Origin of the sequence: Saccharothrix deserti, from assembly GCF_009769385.1 — a bacterium.
Classification (GTDB): Bacteria; Actinomycetota; Actinomycetes; order Mycobacteriales; family Pseudonocardiaceae; genus Actinosynnema; species Actinosynnema deserti.
On record NZ_VKAB01000026.1, the window covers coordinates 179,368 to 195,919 of the forward strand.

16 protein-coding genes and 1 pseudogene are annotated in these 16,552 nt (G+C 70.9%); 9 read left to right on the top strand and 8 right to left on the bottom strand.

Annotated features, from left to right (window positions below; genetic code table 11):
• Nucleotides 1-100: 100 nt before the first annotated feature.
• On the top strand, nucleotides 101-1,333 hold the full coding sequence (locus FM051_RS35080; RefSeq protein ID WP_158851015.1) for an IS110 family RNA-guided transposase: 1,233 nt from the start codon (nucleotides 101-103) through the stop codon (nucleotides 1,331-1,333).
• 3 nt (nucleotides 1,334-1,336) lie between these two features.
• On the opposite strand, the gene FM051_RS35085 is transcribed toward FM051_RS35080, so the two are convergent.
• Complete coding sequence (locus FM051_RS35085; protein WP_158851017.1) at nucleotides 1,337-1,648, bottom strand: cupin domain-containing protein; 312 nt, start codon at nucleotides 1,646-1,648, stop codon at nucleotides 1,337-1,339.
• A gap of 78 nt (nucleotides 1,649-1,726) precedes the next feature.
• Between FM051_RS35085 and FM051_RS35090 the strand changes: the two genes are divergently transcribed.
• Nucleotides 1,727-2,323: a TetR/AcrR family transcriptional regulator gene (locus tag FM051_RS35090; RefSeq protein WP_158851019.1), complete on the top strand. Its 597-nt coding sequence runs from the start codon at nucleotides 1,727-1,729 to the stop codon at nucleotides 2,321-2,323.
• A gap of 13 nt (nucleotides 2,324-2,336) precedes the next feature.
• On the opposite strand, the gene FM051_RS35095 is transcribed toward FM051_RS35090, so the two are convergent.
• From FM051_RS35095 to FM051_RS35110, 4 genes are all read right to left on the bottom strand, one after another.
• Nucleotides 2,337-2,966, bottom strand: coding sequence for a hypothetical protein (locus FM051_RS35095; protein WP_158851021.1), 630 nt, complete (start codon nucleotides 2,964-2,966; stop codon nucleotides 2,337-2,339).
• A 9-nt stretch (nucleotides 2,967-2,975) separates the two neighbouring features.
• The gene (locus FM051_RS35100) at nucleotides 2,976-3,218 is read right to left on the bottom strand and encodes a hypothetical protein (protein ID WP_158851023.1); all 243 of its coding nucleotides are present in this window, start codon (nucleotides 3,216-3,218) and stop codon (nucleotides 2,976-2,978) included.
• Nucleotides 3,219-3,297: 79 nt separating this feature from the next.
• Nucleotides 3,298-3,660, bottom strand: a complete 363-nt coding sequence (locus tag FM051_RS35105; RefSeq protein WP_158851025.1) for a YbaB/EbfC family nucleoid-associated protein — start codon at nucleotides 3,658-3,660, stop codon at nucleotides 3,298-3,300.
• 131 nt (nucleotides 3,661-3,791) lie between these two features.
• A complete protein-coding gene (locus FM051_RS35110; protein ID WP_158851027.1) occupies nucleotides 3,792-6,554 on the bottom strand; it encodes a type 1 periplasmic-binding domain-containing protein in 2,763 nt (920 codons plus the stop codon).
• A 763-nt stretch (nucleotides 6,555-7,317) separates the two neighbouring features.
• On the opposite strand from FM051_RS35110, the gene FM051_RS54135 reads away from it, so the two are divergent.
• From FM051_RS54135 to FM051_RS35125, 3 genes are all read left to right on the top strand, one after another.
• Nucleotides 7,318-8,097 (top strand): transglycosylase SLT domain-containing protein, encoded by a 780-nt coding sequence (locus tag FM051_RS54135; protein WP_158851029.1) that lies wholly within the window; start codon nucleotides 7,318-7,320, stop codon nucleotides 8,095-8,097.
• Between the two features lie 4 nt (nucleotides 8,098-8,101).
• Nucleotides 8,102-8,746, top strand: coding sequence for a formylglycine-generating enzyme family protein (locus FM051_RS35120; RefSeq protein WP_158851037.1), 645 nt, complete (start codon nucleotides 8,102-8,104; stop codon nucleotides 8,744-8,746).
• A 76-nt stretch (nucleotides 8,747-8,822) separates the two neighbouring features.
• Complete coding sequence (locus tag FM051_RS35125; protein WP_158851039.1) at nucleotides 8,823-9,854, top strand: hypothetical protein; 1,032 nt, start codon at nucleotides 8,823-8,825, stop codon at nucleotides 9,852-9,854.
• A gap of 23 nt (nucleotides 9,855-9,877) precedes the next feature.
• Here FM051_RS35125 and FM051_RS35130 read toward each other — a convergent pair whose 3' ends face one another.
• Nucleotides 9,878-11,278 carry a BNR repeat-containing protein gene (locus FM051_RS35130; protein ID WP_420803648.1) on the bottom strand — a complete coding sequence of 467 codons (1,401 nt, stop codon included), beginning with the start codon at nucleotides 11,276-11,278 and terminating at the stop codon, nucleotides 9,878-9,880.
• A gap of 13 nt (nucleotides 11,279-11,291) precedes the next feature.
• On the bottom strand, nucleotides 11,292-12,767 hold the full coding sequence (locus FM051_RS35135) for a glycoside hydrolase (RefSeq protein ID WP_158851043.1): 1,476 nt from the start codon (nucleotides 12,765-12,767) through the stop codon (nucleotides 11,292-11,294).
• A 300-nt stretch (nucleotides 12,768-13,067) separates the two neighbouring features.
• On the opposite strand from FM051_RS35135, the gene FM051_RS35140 reads away from it, so the two are divergent.
• Together FM051_RS35140 and FM051_RS50865 are read left to right on the top strand one after the other, a co-directional pair.
• The gene (locus tag FM051_RS35140) at nucleotides 13,068-14,147 is read left to right on the top strand and encodes a substrate-binding domain-containing protein (protein WP_158851045.1); all 1,080 of its coding nucleotides are present in this window, start codon (nucleotides 13,068-13,070) and stop codon (nucleotides 14,145-14,147) included.
• Nucleotides 14,148-14,271: 124 nt separating this feature from the next.
• A complete protein-coding gene (locus tag FM051_RS50865) occupies nucleotides 14,272-14,985 on the top strand; it encodes an SMI1/KNR4 family protein (protein WP_202919179.1) in 714 nt (237 codons plus the stop codon).
• A gap of 15 nt (nucleotides 14,986-15,000) precedes the next feature.
• On the opposite strand, the gene FM051_RS35150 is transcribed toward FM051_RS50865, so the two are convergent.
• Entirely contained in the window at nucleotides 15,001-15,138 is a 138-nt protein-coding gene (locus FM051_RS35150) for a hypothetical protein (protein ID WP_158851047.1), read from the bottom strand.
• Here FM051_RS35150 and FM051_RS35155 point away from each other — a divergent pair.
• A complete protein-coding gene (locus tag FM051_RS35155) occupies nucleotides 15,137-16,093 on the top strand; it encodes an ankyrin repeat domain-containing protein (protein WP_158851049.1) in 957 nt (318 codons plus the stop codon). The genes FM051_RS35150 and FM051_RS35155 overlap by 2 nt on opposite strands.
• A gap of 144 nt (nucleotides 16,094-16,237) precedes the next feature.
• Nucleotides 16,238-16,444, top strand: a pseudogene (locus tag FM051_RS54140) (AAC(3) family N-acetyltransferase); the annotation flags it as partial.
• Nucleotides 16,445-16,552: the final 108 nt, after the last annotated feature.

The following is a 16,552-nucleotide window of genomic DNA, read 5'->3' on the forward strand; positions in this document are numbered from 1 at the left end:
TCGTGCCCGCCGCCGGTCGGCGTGAGCACTGCTTGATTAGGTCGCTGATGGTTCTCCCGCCGGCTGCTGTAGGTGATCGGCATCGGGAACGGGAGGATCGTTGCGACTGTTCGTGGGAGACGACTGGGCCGAGGACCACCACGATGTGGAGGTGATGGACGGCTCGGGTCGCCGGTTGGCCAAGGCCCGTCTGCCCGAGGGCGTGGCGGGGATGGCGCGGCTGCACGCGATGGTGGGTGAGCTGGTCGGTGACGACGCCGACGCCGACGAGGACGTGGAGGTGCTGGTCGGGATCGAGACCGACCGGGGCCCGTGGGTGGCGGCACTGGTCGCCGCCGGCTACACGGTGTTGGCGGTCAATCCGTTGCAGGCGGCCAGGTTCCGCGACCGGCTGGGGGTGTCGGGGGCCAAGAGCGACGCCGGTGACGCGCACGTGCTGGCCGACATGGTCCGCACCCACGGCCACGAGCTGCGCCCGGTCGCCGGGGACAGCGCCGAGGTCGAGGCGGTCAAGGTGGTGGCCCGCACCCACAAGACGCTGATCTGGGAACGGACCCGCCACACCCAGCGGCTGCGCCACGCACTGCGCGACTACTTCCCCGCCGCCCTGGTCGCCTTCGAGGACCTGGACGCCGCCGACACCCTGGAACTGTTGGCCAAGGCTCCCACCCCGGCGAAGGCGGCCCGGCTGACCATTGCGCAGATCGGCGCAGCGCTCAAGCGGGCCCGCCGCCGCGACGTCGCGGAGAAGGCCGAGCTGGTCCAGGCCGAGCTGCGCGCCGAGCACCTCGGCCAACCCGAGGTCGTCACCACCGCCTACGCCGCCTCGGTCCAGGCGCTCATCGCGGTCCTGACCGTGCTGAACACCCAGGTCAAGGCCATGCAGGGGCAGGTCGAGGCCCATTTTGGGCGGCACCCGGCCGCTGAGATCGTGTTGTCCCAGCCCGGCCTGGGACCGATCCTCGGCGCCCGGGTGCTCGCGGAGTTCGGCGACGACCCCGACCGCTACACCACCGCCAAGGCCCGCAAGAACTACGCCGGCACCAGCCCGATCACCCGCGCCTCGGGCAGGAAGAAGGTCGCCCTGGCCCGGTTCGTGCACAACGACCGCCTCATCGACGCACTCACGACCCAGGCGTTCACCGCGCTGCGGCACTCGCCCGGAGCACGCGCCTACTACGACCGGCAGCGAGCCCGCGGCAGCGGCCACAACGCCGCCCTGCGCCAACTCGCCAACCGACTCGTCGGCATCCTCCACGGCTGCCTCAAAACCGGCACCCGCTACGACGAAGCGACCGCCTGGTCGCATCACGCCGAGAACGTCGCGGCTTGACATCTACGCTCCTGGGATGTCTTTCAGTTCGATGAAGATGCTGTGGGTTCGGGTGGCGCCGGTGTTCTCGCCGGTGTGCTCCTGCGCGCCGAGCCACCGCACCTCGCCGGCCGGGAGTTCGACGTCGACCTGACGGCCACCGGCCGACACGCGCCGCTGGAAGCTGCTCAGCGTGACCATGACGCTGTCCGGGTGCCGGTGCGGGTTGGTCCTGTCACCGGGGTGGTCCCGGTACTCCAGGACACGGACCCTGTCGTTCTCGAAGACCACCTTGTAGAGCCGCGGGTCGGTGACGGCGGGATCGTGGCTGTCCATCGGGGTTCACCTGGCTCTGGTCGACTGGCGACACGAGATGGGACTCCAGTCCCATGGGATTACAGTACCATCATGGTGATGGCCATACCATATGAGGCGACGGGCCGGACGCAGCAGAAGTCGCGGACCAGGCAGGCGCTCGTCGCGGCCACCCGGGAGCTGCTCTCCCGGGGATCGACCCCGAAGGTCGAAGACGCCGCCGAGTACGCCGGGATCTCCCGGACCACCGCGTACCGGTACTTCCCGAACCAGCGCAGCCTGCTCCTGGCCGCCCATCCCCAGATCTCGCCCGAAACGCTGCTGCCCGACGACGCGCCGAGCGACCCCACCGCACGCCTCGACGCCTTCATGGAGGCGTTCACCCGCTACAACTTCGACTGGGAACCGCAGCTGCGCGCGTCACTGCGGCTGTCGTTGGAGCCGGCCGGCGCCCAGCCGGCGCCCGCGCTGCGCCAAGGCCGCGCCGTCGCGTGGATCGAGGACGCCCTCGAACCGGTGCGCCACAGCCGACCGGACGTCGACGTCCACCGGCTGGCCGTCGCCATCCGCTCGGCCGCCGGCATCGAGTCGCTGATCTGGCTCGTCGACATCGCCGGCTACACCCGCGACCAGGCCGCCCGGACCGTGCGCCACACCGCGCACGCCCTCCTCACCGCCGCCCTGGCCGACGGCTGACGTCCACCGGCGGTCAGGGCACGTCGAGGTACCGGAGGTAGCCGGTCGCCACCAGGTGCTCGCCCAGCTGTCGGTGCGGGAGTTCGAGCAGCTCCGGGTGGTCGGCCATGACCCGCTCCGGCAGGGCGACGAGTTCGGGCACGATGGCCACCGGTGCGGGCTCGCCCTGGACGATCGCGTCCCAGTCGAGTTCCAGCGAACCTCCCCATTGGTCCAGCACGAACCCCGCCGTCGTGTCCAGGTTGGACCGGACGTGCCCGATCATCACCCTGATGACGTCGTCGCGCTCTTCCTCGGCCATGCCGTGGAGGTCCACCTCCGAGGAGTACAGGCCGCCGCCCACGTGGCGCAGGTGCACCAGGATCTCGTCGTCCCCGCCGTTCCAGAGCTGGAACGTGAACTGCCGGGCACCCGTGAGCGCGGCTCTGTCCAGCAGGCCGGCGCGGTCGGTGACCACCTGGTCCCCGATGTCCGGCCCCTCCGACCGGATGTAGGTGATGCGGCCGGTGGCGGAGTTGAGCGGCGACCAGCCACTGTCTTCGAGCGCGCCGAGGTCCTGCATGATGAGTTCGTCGGTGGCCGGCCATTCGGTGCGCGGCCGGACGTCCTGCCACAGGCCCGATTCCGGTTCGGGGATCGCCACGGACCCCTCCTAGCTCGGCTCGGGGAACGCGTGGGCGGCGTTGACGTCCCCCTGGCGGTAGAGCTGGACGCTGTCACGGCCCGCCGCGATCAGCTCGCCGTACTGGCCCTGCCGCCGGTCCGCCTCGGGACGCAGCCGCTCCGCCCGCGGCGTGCAACCCGGGCGGAACGCCTGGTTGAGCGTGTCGGGAGGACCGATCGCGCTCTCCCCGGCCCGGATCGCGGCGGTGGCCTCGAACCACGCCTTGTCCACGTCGGACCGCTGCTCGGCCAGGGTGTCGAACGCCGGGCCACGAGCTCTTCGTCGAGGTGGATGTCCGGTTGGGTCATGGTCACGGGCTCCGTCCGGCGAGGATGTCGTTCAGGTCGGCGGCGATCCGGGCACGTGCCCGGTCCCCGGCGTCCCGCACCGTGCTCGTGATCCGGGCGGCCAGCCGTCGAGAGTCGGAATCCCGGTAGACGCGCGGGTCGAGCCGCAGGTCGAGCAACTCGCCGCGCTCGCGGTCCAGCCCTTCGCCGATGACCGGCACGTCGTCCGGTCGCGGTGCGGCGGTCGGGGGTCCGGTATGACGGTCGAGCGCGTGCAACGCGGGCGCGAAGATCAGGTCGGCCTCCTCCGGCGTGCTGCCCGGGGGCAACTGCGCGGCGACCACGTCGTAAGCCGTGCGCGCGGCGGAGTTCGCGGCTGCCCGCACGGTGGCCAGGACGTTCGCGGCGAGCGCGGCGTCCCTGGTGCGGTGGTGTCAGCTAGCGGTCACGCCACCGCACGTTCGGTGAACGCGCTGACAGACGGGTGTGAAGCCGCTGTCGACCGATGGGCACCGGGTCAGCGCGGGGTGACCGGGCACCAAGACGCTTGGGAGACGTCGATGTCTTCGCGGTTCGGGTAGTCGCCGCAGAACGCGACGACCTTCGGCGGATTGCCCTGGTCGACGCGGAGCACGGCGAGGAACTTGTCGATCGGCACCTGGCCCCCGCTGAAGTCGATCACGCCGCTCTCCCCCGACAGCGGGCGGTCGCCGCCGATGTCGCTCATCTCCTTGCAGATGTGGCCTGGTGACACGGGAATCCGGCCCAGCTGGTTCATGGCGTGCACGAAGAGGTACAGCGCGTCGTAGGTCAGCGCGGCGTGCCCGTCCAGCGACAGGTTCGCGTCCTCCTCGCACTCGTCCGGCATCAGTTCGCGCAACGCCTGGTTCATCTCGGTCGCCGCCGCGCAGCCCTGCGAACCGATCGCGAACGACACGTAGTCGAACGAGATCTCCGGGTGCTCGCCGCGCAACTCGCTGTCGGCGGCGTAACGGGCGATGTCGTCACCGGCGATCAGCTCGGGCGGACGGTTGCGGCAGCCGGCGCTGAGCCCGTCGCGCAGTTTGCCGAAGTCGGCCGGTCTGCCCGCGAAGAACACCACCTCGTCGGCGGCCACCGCGCACAACCGCTGCCCCAGTTGCCGGGCGTCCGCGCTCTGTCCGGTGCCCACCGGCCGGTACGGCTCCTCGCGCACGGTGAGGCCGGACTCGGTGAACCACACCTTCACGTCGTCACGCAGGTTGCTCGCGTAGGAGTCGGCCTCGTCGCTGGAGTGCACGATCACGACGCCCCGCTTGTCCGGGTACGCCACCCGCACGTGCCGCGCGACGACCTGCGCCTGGCGGTTGTTGGTCGGCGAGACCTGGAAGTACATCCGGGACGCGGTGGGCATGTTGTCGTCCGACAGGGTCGCGGCGACGACCGGCAGGCCGACGTCGCCGATCCGGGTGATGGTGTTCCTGGTCGGCGTGCTGCTCAACGCCATGCCCAGCACGCCGATGATGCTCTTGTCCCGTTCCAGCATCGACCCGAGCTTCTCCGCGACCACGTCACCGTGCTGCATCGCCGATCCCGCGTTGCTCAGCAGGACCCGGATCAGCGGCTCGTCGGAGTCGGTGCGCTGGAGCAGCCGTGCCTGCCGGGCCGCGATACCGACCAGCCGCGCGGTGTTGCTGGCCAGCGCCTCCCTGGCCGCGCCCATCGCCGACACGTACACCACTGTCGCGTAGGGACGGTCGGGGTCGAGCGCGTGCGCTTCCAGCACCCGCCGGTTCTGGCGCACGATCAGTTCCTGGACCCGGTTGAAGCGCTCGAGGTCTTCGCCGTCGGGCCGGCCGAACAGCGGCACGTGGCCCGTGGTGACGCCGACGCAGTCGTCACCGACCCGTTGCAGGGTGTGCGCGTCGGGGTTGTCCCGGGCCAGGCCGCAGTGCTCGTACCGCCACAGTTCCTCCTCGGCGACGATCCCGCGCACGTGCCGGTAGCCGGCCGTCGCCACGGACGCGATCAGCAGCACGGCGACGATCGCGAGCACCGACGTGCGCGACCAGATCGGGGCCGGGCGCACGGACAGCGTCGCCATGGGCGGCACCTCGCCCCGGACGACGGGCACGGCGGGCACCTTGAGCGGCAGGAACCAGGCGGTGGGGCGGCGGGCGCGGCTGTCGGTGGCGAGCTTGCGCGCCCACGTCTCGTAGGCGTGGGTCGCCTGGCTCACCGGCGCCGGTTCGCGTTCGGCGGTCGTCTCGGCGTCCGGCGGCACCTTGGCGCTGCCGCTGATGATCACCAGCGGGTCGAACGCGCCGGTGTCGTTGCGGACGTCGTTGATGACCTTCAGCAGGGTGTAGCCGCCGTTGTCCCGGCGGATGCCGTCCAGCAGCACGACCGGGTACACGGTGCGGCGGGCCGACCGGATGCGCCACCACGACCGCCGGTACGCGCTGCGCACGTCCTCCAGGAACGCGTTGACCAGCAGCTTCGCCAGCTGGCCGGTGTCCTCGCGCGGATCGGCGCTCTGGCCGGGCACCAGGGCTGACGTCAGCCGCTCGGCGAAGCCGATGAACGTGCCCGGGTCGTGCGGCGCGAGGTACGGCTGCCGCAGCAGCCACCGGTACTCGCTGCCCGGCACGAATCCGCGCAGCTTGGCCCGGAACAGGAACGACGGCACCAGCCGCACCACCAACCGCACCCACCACGGCGCGGTCTCGGTGGCGTCGTCCAGCACTTCCCTGGGTAACAGGTCGTCGCCGCTGCGGCGACGCAGGTCGCGTTCCCGCAGCCGGGTCAGCAGGGTCGCGGCGGCCTCCGCGTCCGCGCCGTCGAGGCGCTGGTTCATCAGCCAGTAGACGAGTTCGAAGCGGCGGAACTCGTGCCGCCCGTAGCGGCTGTTGACACCGGCGGACAGTTCGCGGGCGATCCGCACCAGCACCGAGCCGACGGCCTCGAACGTGGTCGGCCCGGAGGTGGTCGGCCCGGAGGTGGCGGACCCCGGTGTCGGCACGTCGGGGTCCGGGTCGGGGAAGCGGTGGTAGGCGTGCGGCACGCGGCCGGGGTGCGCGCCGCGCAGGTGCGCCTGGAGGGCTTGGAGCAGACCGGCGCTCTCCGTGCCGCGGACCAGGCAGACCAACGGGATGCCCCGATCGCCGCCCGCCCGCGCACCCGCACGGCGGCCGGGCAGTTCACCGAACCGCGGGCGTTCGGTGAGGTCCTGCATCAGCTTCACCAGCTCGTCGACGACCTCGACGGACGAAAAGCGTTCCCCTGCACCGTGTTCGGCCACCGGACTCCTCGTGCGGACCAGCCCCGTCCCACCCTCGCCGGCGTGACGCAGGACATCCGACTGTAGTCGTCCGGACGATCAAAACCGGGCGTTCCGGCACGATCCGCCCACGTCACCGCACTCTTGCGGTTTGTCCGGCGCGCTGTCGGCGCTGCTCGGCGTGGACGTCGACCTGGTGGAGGCGGCGGACCCGGTGGCGAACGAGGCCCCCGGCTGGTCGAGGCGATCACGGCCGCGGTCTCCGGTGACGCGGCGGCACGGGCGCGACCGGCCTTGTCCGGGGCGTTGGGGGACGTGTCGGGCTGGTTCGACCCGACCGCGCCGCGCCCGGTGCCGTGACCGCCGCCGCCGCCGCGTTGGGACCGTCACGGCAACTCGCAAGCAACCTTCTCGGGGGTGTGGACGTCACAGTGAGTCCAGGGTTCGCGCCGTTCAGGGCCGGCCCGCACCCGCGACCGTTACCGTTCTGACATATGGGTGACCCTCCGAACGACGGAGAGTAGCCGTTACGACGCCCAAACGTGACGCGCGTCACCCATTGTCGTCCTGCGCTTGCCACCTCAAATCACCAACGGTTACGTTCTCGGCCGCAGATCACGGTTCTATCACCGTACGGACACAGGGCCGACTCCCCCTTACAACGGGCCCGTGACCACCTGGATCCCCCGCCAGGTCCGGTGATGGAGATCCCCGACCGCAGGAGGCTGCACCGTTGGCTCGGCATGCTCGACATAAGAACAGCAGTGAACAGACAACCGTATTCATGCTCCCCGTACCCCCACCACCGCCACCCGGCTACCAGGGCGCGCACCGGGCAGAGGCGGAGCGGGTGCTCCCCCGACGTATCGCCAGTGTGGCGGTGGCCGTCGGCATCGCGTCCGGCGCGGGCGCCGGCGCACACGCCATGAGCGGGACGTTCAGCCCCGTCGCCGGCAGCCTGGACCTCGGCGGTGTGCCGGACGACACCGCGCAGACCGGCAAGGCCGAGACCGTGCACGCGATCAACCTCGGCTCGGAGACCGTCCGCATCCTCCGCCAGGAGCAGTTGACGGCGATGGAGACGTTCAACCAGGCCAGCGGCGTGGCGCAGAACGGCTACGCGGCGCGCAAGGCCGCCGAGGAGAAGGCGGCCGAGGACGCGCGGAAGGCGCAGGAGGCCGCTGACGCGGGCAAGCCCCCGAAGCAGCGGCAGGTCGAGGGCTGGATCCGTGAGGCCATCAAGATCATGGCCGCCAACGGCACCCCGGTCTCCGAGGCCAACATCGCCGATATCTACACGATCATCATGAAGGAGTCCAACGGCAACCCGAACGCCATCAACACCTGGGACTCCAACGCCGCCAAGGGCACGCCGTCCAAGGGCCTGATGCAGTGCATCGACCCGACGTTCCAGGCACACAAGCTGCCCGGGCACAACGACATCTACAACCCGGTCGACAACATCATCTGCGGCGTCCGCTACACCTTCGCCCGCTACGGCAGCTTCGAGCGGCACCCCGGTCTGGCCGGGATCCGGCGGGGCACCGGTTACGTCGGGTACTGAGCGGATGATCCCCGTCCCCTCGGGTCGGGTGACGCTCTCGCACCGCGGAGCGCAGCGCAGCTGGTCGGTCGACGTCGCGCCGTACGAGTTGGCGCCACACCCGGTGACCCAGGCGCGGTACGCGGAGGTGACGGGCCGACGGCCGAGCGCCGTGCGCGGCGACCGGTTACCCGTCGAGGGCGTGTCGTGGTTCGACGCGCTCCGGTTCTGCAACGCCCTGTCGGGCCTCGAAGGCCTGACACCCGCGTACCGGTTCGATGCCGACGACGTCGAGTGGGACGTCTCCGCCGACGGTTACCGGCTGCCGACCGAGGCCGAGTGGGAGCACGCGTGTCGTGCCGGCACGACCGGTGCGCGGTACGGGCCGCTGGACGACATCGCCTGGTACCGCGGCAACTCGGACGAGCGGATCCACGAGGTCGGCGGCAGGCGGCCCAACGCGTGGGGCCTGCACGACATGCTCGGCAACGTCTGGGAGTGGTGCTGGGACGTGCACGACGCCGAGGTCAAGGGCATCTACCGGGTCCTGCGCGGCGGCGGCTGGTTCGACGAGCACTGGAGCTGCCGGGTCTCCGTACGGCGCCGCAGCCACCCGACCTTCAAGATCGACGACGTGGGCTTCCGCATCGCCCGCTCCCCCTCGCCCTGACACCGCCACGCCCTGATCCCGTGACGGCCGATTGCTGCCAAACCACCTGAACCCGCGTGGCGTCCGGGGATCCTCGGTGAGGATCGAGGGGGTACGGGTGACGGCAGGGCGACGACGGCAGGCCATCGCGGACGCGGCACGTGCGGCGGGACTCGGCGAGATCGTCCGGGTGCACCGCGAGCACAGTGACCTCGGGGTGGCGGTCGCGCTGTGGTTTCTCGCCAGCGTGGGTTCCGTCCCCGCGGTGATCGTGTCGCTCATCATGCTGTCCGAGGACTCCACGACCTGGCAGTGGCCGTTGTTGGCGTGCGCCACGGCCATGGGTGTGGCGTACCTGATGACGCACGTCGGGCCCGCGCGCGCTGGGCGGCAATGGGTCGCGGTCGCCGATGGCGGGCTCGTCATGTGGTCACGGCACTTCGTGCGAACCTTTGCCTGGGACGAGGCACAGGGCATCGACGTCGGCAGCGCCTGCAACCTCGGCGACTTGCGCAACTCGATCGCACTGCGCAGGCCCGTGGGCGCGTGGACACCGCGCCGGGTAACGGGGTTGACCATCACCGGTCTCGTGACGGCAGCCGCCGTGTGGTTCACCGCTGTCCCGATCGTGCTGCACGTCCTCGTCGGCGAACGGCCGACCGACCTCGCGCACTTCGCGCGCATGTGCGACGGAGGCCCACCGTTCGGCAGGACCGCCGCCTACGAGGGTCCGGCGCCGCACCCGATCGCGGTCTACAGCGAAAGTCCGGGCGACTTCCCGGACTTCCACAACGGGGAACCACCGCCCGAGCCGGACACCGTGCAGCTCGTCGGATGCGCCCGGCTCACCGGCAAGGCGTCGCCGAACGTGCTCAAGACCTGCTCGTACGAGGGCGGGCACGGGTGGGAGACCTACCAGGGGCGCTACCGGATCGACGTCTACGAAGCCCGCACCGGCCGCGCGGTGACGTCGTTCGACCTCGACGGCATCGGACCCGACGACATCGGCGGTACGTGCCCGCCGTTCATCTCGGTGCCGAAGAACGCCAAGGGCGACTCGAACACCCACCACTCGGAGCCCAGCTCGGATAGCTACCGCGCCAAGCTGGGCCCGTTGGTGAACGGCTAGCGCCCACCAACGGGTCCAGGCGCTCAGCCCAGGCGGAAGTCGGCCACCCGGATCTGTGACGGTGTGGTGCCGGTGGAGCGCTGTTGGTACTGGAACGACAGGACGCCGTCCACCGCCAGCCTGGACGCGTCGACGTTGACCTCGCCGAACGCGTTCATCGACGGGCGGTCGAAGACCAGGGTCCAGTCGGTCCACCCACTGGCCTTGCTCGCCGACACGATCCGGCCGCGCGGCATCACCAGGTAGGCGTTGTCGGAGCGGTCGAAGACCAGTTTGGTGCGTTGTGTGCTGCCGGGCGGCACGGGGACCTCGCGCTTGGTCCACGTGCCGTTCGAGTTGCGCACGACGTGGAACGTCCGGCCGTACTGCGTCCGCTGCTGCGCGTAGTTCGAGACGCACTGCGTGAACCGGCCCGGCACGTAGCTGATCACCACGTGCGGTGCGCCCGTGGAGTCCGCACCCTGTCCCTCCTGGTTCATCAGGCCGTGGTTGGGATCGAGCGGGTCGGCGACCAGGCCCGGTGAACCGATCGACACCCGCGTGCCGCCGGTGGTGCCGACGACCGTTCCCGCGCCGTTGCGCCACGTCCGGCCCCGGTCGTCGCTGTAGACGTAACCGGTTTCGTGGTTGGTCAGGCCACCGGAGTTGCACAGCACACCCGCGTTGCCCTCACGCCATGTGAACGCCGCGTGCAGCCGACCGCGCCGGTCGTAGGTGAGGCCGTGCAGGTACATGTTGCGGGTGGTGGACACGACGCCGTTCGGGCCGGTGTAGTTGCCGGTCGCGGACGACCACGCGCCCAGCCGCCGCCACGTCCCGCCGGTGTACTCGGCCAACTCGTTCACGCCGTTGCCCGACCCACCGGTCCGGTAGCTGAACTGCAACGCGCCCTCGGGCGTGACGACGAACTGCGGGTACGTCATGTTGCCCAGCTCGACGCCACCCAGAGTCCGCTGCACGGAACCGAAAACCGACGACGACCAGCTGTGCGAACCGGGTTGCGTGGCAAGTCCCGCAACGGACTTCGAGTAGTACAGCCGCGTGTTGTGCGTGTCCATCGCGACGTGCAGGGTGCCGTCCTGCGGCGAGATCCCCAGCGAGATCACGTTGTGCGAGTCGTTGACGCTCAACCGGTGCGGCAGCACGGCCGTCTGCCAACTGCCGCCCAACGCCCGCCGGGCGACCACGGCGTTGCGGCTGGACGTGTACCAGGCCGCGTACTGGTGGCCGTTGTACGTGACGAGAGCGTCCTGGAACGCGTTGTTGTTGACCAGCCCGTCGTACGACACGAAGTACAGCGCCGACTGGTCGAGCAGGGTGTCGGACAGCAGGGTGACGCCCGGCGCCGCCGCGTGGGCGACGCCGGGTTGGGCCAGGGACGCGGCCAGCACGACGGCCGCCGCGAGCGATGCCTTCCTGCTCACCTGGCTCATCGCGTCACCGGACCACGCCGTCGACCTGGATCGTCTGCACCGCACCGGCCGCGAACGGCACCCGCACGAGCTTCCCGCTCGCGCTGATGTCCGTTCGCCGCGTGTACCGGTCACCGGAGCCGGACGTGAGCGTCGACCAGCGGGTGGCCGTGCCGTTCGGCACCGTGCCGAACCGCGACAGGTCGAACGTCAGCGTCTGCGCCGCGCCGTTGTTGGCGGCCACGATCACGAGACGACGCGCGGCCGAGTCGTGTGCGGCGATCGCGTAGTCGACACCGGTGTTGATGATGCGCATGCCGGGCCGGATGTGCCGGGTGAACTGGGCCAGCACGTACAGCTTCGTCTCCACCGCGCCCGCCACCGCGTTGTTCCCGTCGTAGCGGATGGCGCCCCAGCCGGCGGTGGGGTCCATCACCTGCCAGTAGCACCACGCCGTCGGCTTGAGCCAGCGGAAGTCCATCAGCAGGCAGCGGGCCGTCATCATGCCGCTGCCGTCGGAGTCGCCGTGCTCGGAGTTCCACAGGACCTTGCCCGACGCGCGGACGTCGTTGCCCAGCAGGTCGCGACGACCGCTGAGGCCCTGGTAGCCGTGCACGTTGACCTGCCGCACCCGACCCTTGGTGGCGGAGTCGAAGCTGTTCCAGGTGGTGCGGGCGAGGTCGTAGCTGGTCTCGTCGGAGGCGGAGATCCAGGTGCCGGTCAGGCCCTGGCGGTCCAGTTCGGTGCGCATGTGCGCCAGGACGCTGCGCTGGGTGGTGGCGTCGATGTGGCAGCCCTCTTGGGTGCCGTTGGCGTGCCAGTAGTTCGAGGACGGTTCGTTGAACGGGTCCACGGTGCGGAAGTTGACGCCCCACTGGTCGCGGGCCCGGCGCGCGGTGACGGCCAGGTGCAGGGCGTGCTGGCGGTGGTTCCACGACTGGAGGTTGTTGTCGGCGGCGTTCGCCGCGCCGGACGGGTTGTGGTTGACGCACATCCACCACATCGGCGAGTTGGCGAACAGCTCGCTCATCGCGCCGCGCTGGGTGGCCTTGACCAGCGCGGCCCGCTGCTTGGCATCGGCGTTCCAGTTCCACGCGGCCGAGTTCGGGTCCTCGTTGTTCCAGTCCTGCCAGAAACCCTCGATCTGCTTGAACCGCGGGATGTTCGGCGAGGCGACCATGCGCTCGCCGTTGACGGCGTTCCAGCTGGACGCGCCGAGGTTGTAGCGGGCGATGTTCATGCCCAGACCGGGCAACGAGGCGCCGTTGTAGGTCACCGTCTTGGTGGTGAAGAACAGGTCGGCGAAGTCGTCCCGGTCGCCGAACACGTTGGCCCACCACGCGAGCGAGGTGCCCCAGCCCTCCCAGGCGCCCTGGTCGGCGGCCGGATCGACGCCCACGGTCGCGTCGGCCCCTGCCACCCCCGTGCCGAGCGCGCCGCCCGCGACCGTCACGCCGGCCGCGGCGAGCAGTGCCCGGCGGCTCAATCCCGGTGAATCCATCGAACGCTCCATGTGTCAGAGGGTGAACTCGGTGTGCTGGCCGTCGTCCAACGTCACGGTGACGTGGTGGCCGCCGACGGCAACGGGCGGCAGCGGAGATACTCCAAATGGACTAAGCCGGGTCCGTTGTCGGACCGCTCCGGTGGCGGCGGCGTGGTGGCCAACGCGCGCAGCACCGTGCGTCGAGAACGCAGCGTCATTGCCCATCCCCCTGCTGGAGTGATGAAGACCACCTCAGTACGTGGCATAGTCCCCGTCAACGAAACAAACAGAAACGATCAAAGTCGATCGGAACCGAAAATGCGACTGGCTGCGCAGCGGCGTGAACTGATCCTCGCGGCGGTACGGGCGCACGGGGTGGTCCGGCTCGCGGACCTGGTGGACCAGTTGGGCGTGACGGCGGTGACCGTGCGCCGCGACGTGACCGCCCTGGCCGACCGCGGCCTCGTCTCCCGGGTGCACGGCGGCATCACCATGCCGCACCACGGTGATCCGCCACCGTCACCGCGATCGGCGCACACGCTGGTGGGCATGGTCGCGCCGTCGGAGGAGTACTACTGGCCGGCCGTGATCCAGGGCGCGCAGGCCGCCGTCACCGCCGCCGGCGGGCGGTTGGCGCTGCAGACGTCGTGCTACGACGCGGTCGAGGACCGGCGGCAGGTGGTGAAGCTGCTCGACCGGGGCGTGCAGACGCTGCTGGTCGCGCCCAGCACCACCGGGCCCGCCGGGATCGACCTGCTGCGCTGGCTGAGCGGGTTGAGCGTGCCGGTGGTGCTGATCGAACGCATGCCGCCGCCGGAACTGCCGACGATCGGGCTGGACGCCGCCGTCACCGACCACGCGCTGGGCGCGGGCCTGGCCGTTCGGCACCTGGCGACGCTCGGGCACCGCACCGTGGGCCTGGTGCTGTCCCGGCTCAGCCCGCACCACGCGGCGATCCGGGACGGGTGGTGCGCGGCGGTGTCGTCGCTGGGCATGGCGGTGGACGGGGTGCCGGCGCTGGACGTGCCGCCGTACGGGTCGCGCGGGTGGGCGGAGGCCTGCGACGACGTGCTGGACCAGTGCGTGCGCGCGGGGGTGCGGGCGTTGCTCGTGCACGCCGACCGCGAGGCCATCGGTCTGCTGGACCGCGCCCGCGACCGCGGCTTCGACGTGCCGGGCGACCTGGCGGTGGTGTCGTACGACGACGAGGTGGCCGCGGCCTCCGACCCGCCGTTGACCGCCGTTCGGCCGCAGAAGCACCGGCTCGGCGCACTGGCCGCGCAGCTTGCCCTGGCCCGCGTCGCCGACCCGCTGGACCGTCCGGTGCACCGGGTCGCCCTGTGGCCCAGCCTGACCGTGCGCGAATCGTGTGGCACACCGCGGAACTGGCCGCGGTGACCGGGTGAGGTGACCGGCCGGGGTCGGCGCGCAACCGGCGTTCGGCGCCCCACCGCGATGAGTGTGACCGAATTCGGGGCAAAATCCGGCGGCGTTCCGTCCCGGCCGACCTACCCTCTCCGCCATGGACTTGGTGGACCTGTGGCGACCGACCGGACAGGCGGAGCTGGACCTGGTGGCGGCGTCGCAGTGGCGGGCCTGGCCACCGCGACTCCCCGACCAGCCGATCTTCTACCCGGTGGCGAACCGCTGGTACGCCACCAAGATCGCGCGCGAGTGGAACGTGCCGGCCGAGGGCGTCGGGTTCGTGACGCGGTTCAGCGTGCGGCGCGACTTCCTCGCCCGCTACCCCGTGCGGCAGGCCGGCGGGCGTGAGGTGCTGGAGCACTGGGTGCCCGCCGAGGACCTGGACGAGTTCAACGCCAACATCGTCGGCACGATCGTGCGCGAGGCCGAGTACCGGGGTCCGGTGGCGGACGAGGAGTTCGACCGGGCGGCGGCGGAGCTGGGCCGTCCGCTGCCGGCCGCGTGGCGGCGGTACCTCCAGGGCGAGTCGTGGTTCCGCAGCGGGTGGCTGGGCGACACCTTCCTCACCCTCTACACACCGTTGGAGACGTTGGAGGCGAACGACGCCCGGGGTGCGCCCACCGCCGCGCACCCCGGTATCGCGATCATCGGCGACGACGGCTCGCGCGAACGCCTCGCGTTCGACCTGCGCCACGACCCGGCGCCCGTGTCGCTGGTGGACGTCACCGGCGGGTGGTCGGCCGCCCTGCCGCTGGCCTCGGACGCGGACGCGTTCACCGCGCGGGTCGAGTCGGGCGACATCTCCTGGTGACGGATTTTCGGGTGGCTACCGGCACATGCGGTCGATGTAGTCCTCGGAACCGGGGAACTCCTCCCCGCCGCCGTGAGCGAAGTCGATCTCCGCGATGGCGGCCGGCGCGGGTGGGAAGTCACGATCACCGGACGCGGTCGACGCTACCGTCATGCCCCTCGAAGTGATCGAAGGGGGAAGTGTGGGCTGGGAACGCGTGGGGTGGGAGAACTGGGCGGATCACGCGTTGGTCCGGGCCCGACTGGAGGCCGGTGCGGACCCGAACACCATGCCGGGTGGACGGCCGCTGCACCGGGCGGCGCAGCACGGGTCCGCCGAGGTGGTCGCCGAGTTGGCCGGGCGGGTGGACGACGTGGATGTCTTGGAGGAAGGCCGCAGCGCGCTGTGGCTCGCGGTGTACTTCAACCGTCTCGACAACGCCCGCGCGTTGGCCGAGGCGGGCGCTGACCCGTGGCTGCCGATGATGAGCGGCTGGTCGCCCGGCAGGCTCGCCCTGGCCGGTGGGCACGACCTGTCCGGTCCGAGGACGCCCCCGAATGCGGCTCTGTCGGATGCTGAGGCCGCCGTTGCGGCGGAGAGTGTCCGGTTCAAGGCCGTTCTCGATGACGACTACGACGACGACTACCCGGAGGAAGGCGCGGGCTTGGCGGCCGTGGCGGGTGTCGACGTGGCGGAGGTGATCCGGCGGCTGAACGCGACACCGGTCGACGGCGACCCGGAACTCGCCGAGGAGCTCGATGTCGTCGGCGCGACGGACGTGCCCGGCGGGTGCGTGATCAGCCAACCGTGGGGTTACGCCCCGAGGATCGCGGGCGTCATGAGGCTCCTGTCCGCGGACACCGTCTGCTACAGCGTCTACTTGAACCCCAAGAGCGGCACGCAGGGCGGCATCATGCGTGACGGGGAGATCGTGGACTGGGACCTGTTCCCGGGCGGCGAGCCGATCGAGAACGAGTCGGCCGACCAGGTGCTGCTCTCGTACCTGTACCCGAACGACCCGATGGCGGTCGCCTGCGCCTACGCGGGCCTGCGCCTCACCGACGGCCGCGCGATCACCGGCCCGCCGGACGTGTGGCTGCGCCTGCCGATCGACGACTACCGGCGATGACGCTCACCGAAGGCCGGCGCCAGGTGACGTGGCCAAGGGCATGACGCTGATCGTGCATTCGTCGGCGTCCGGCCTGGGCCCGGTGGACGGCGGCGCGCCCGTCGCGGTCGACAGCCTGCTCACGGCCGTCGGCCCACCGGCACGGTCGTCGTCCCGACGTTCACGTCGCAGGGCGCCACCCCCGAGTCGGACCACTGCGGCGTGCTCGACGCGGACCTGCAGAAGCGGCGCGTGGCCGTACCTCTGTTCCACCCCGGACCTGCCCCTCCGATGGGCGCGATCGCGGAGGCCCTCCGTACCCGGCCGGACAGCGTGCGCAGCGCGCCACCCTTAGAACTCCTAACAGAATGATCTTGGAATACGGTTGAGCAGTGGTGTGTTGACCATGGCGTGAGGAAGGGCCAGCAGCTTCCGTGGGTCGTCTCCGACGAGCTGTGGGCAAGGGTCGAGCCGCTGCTC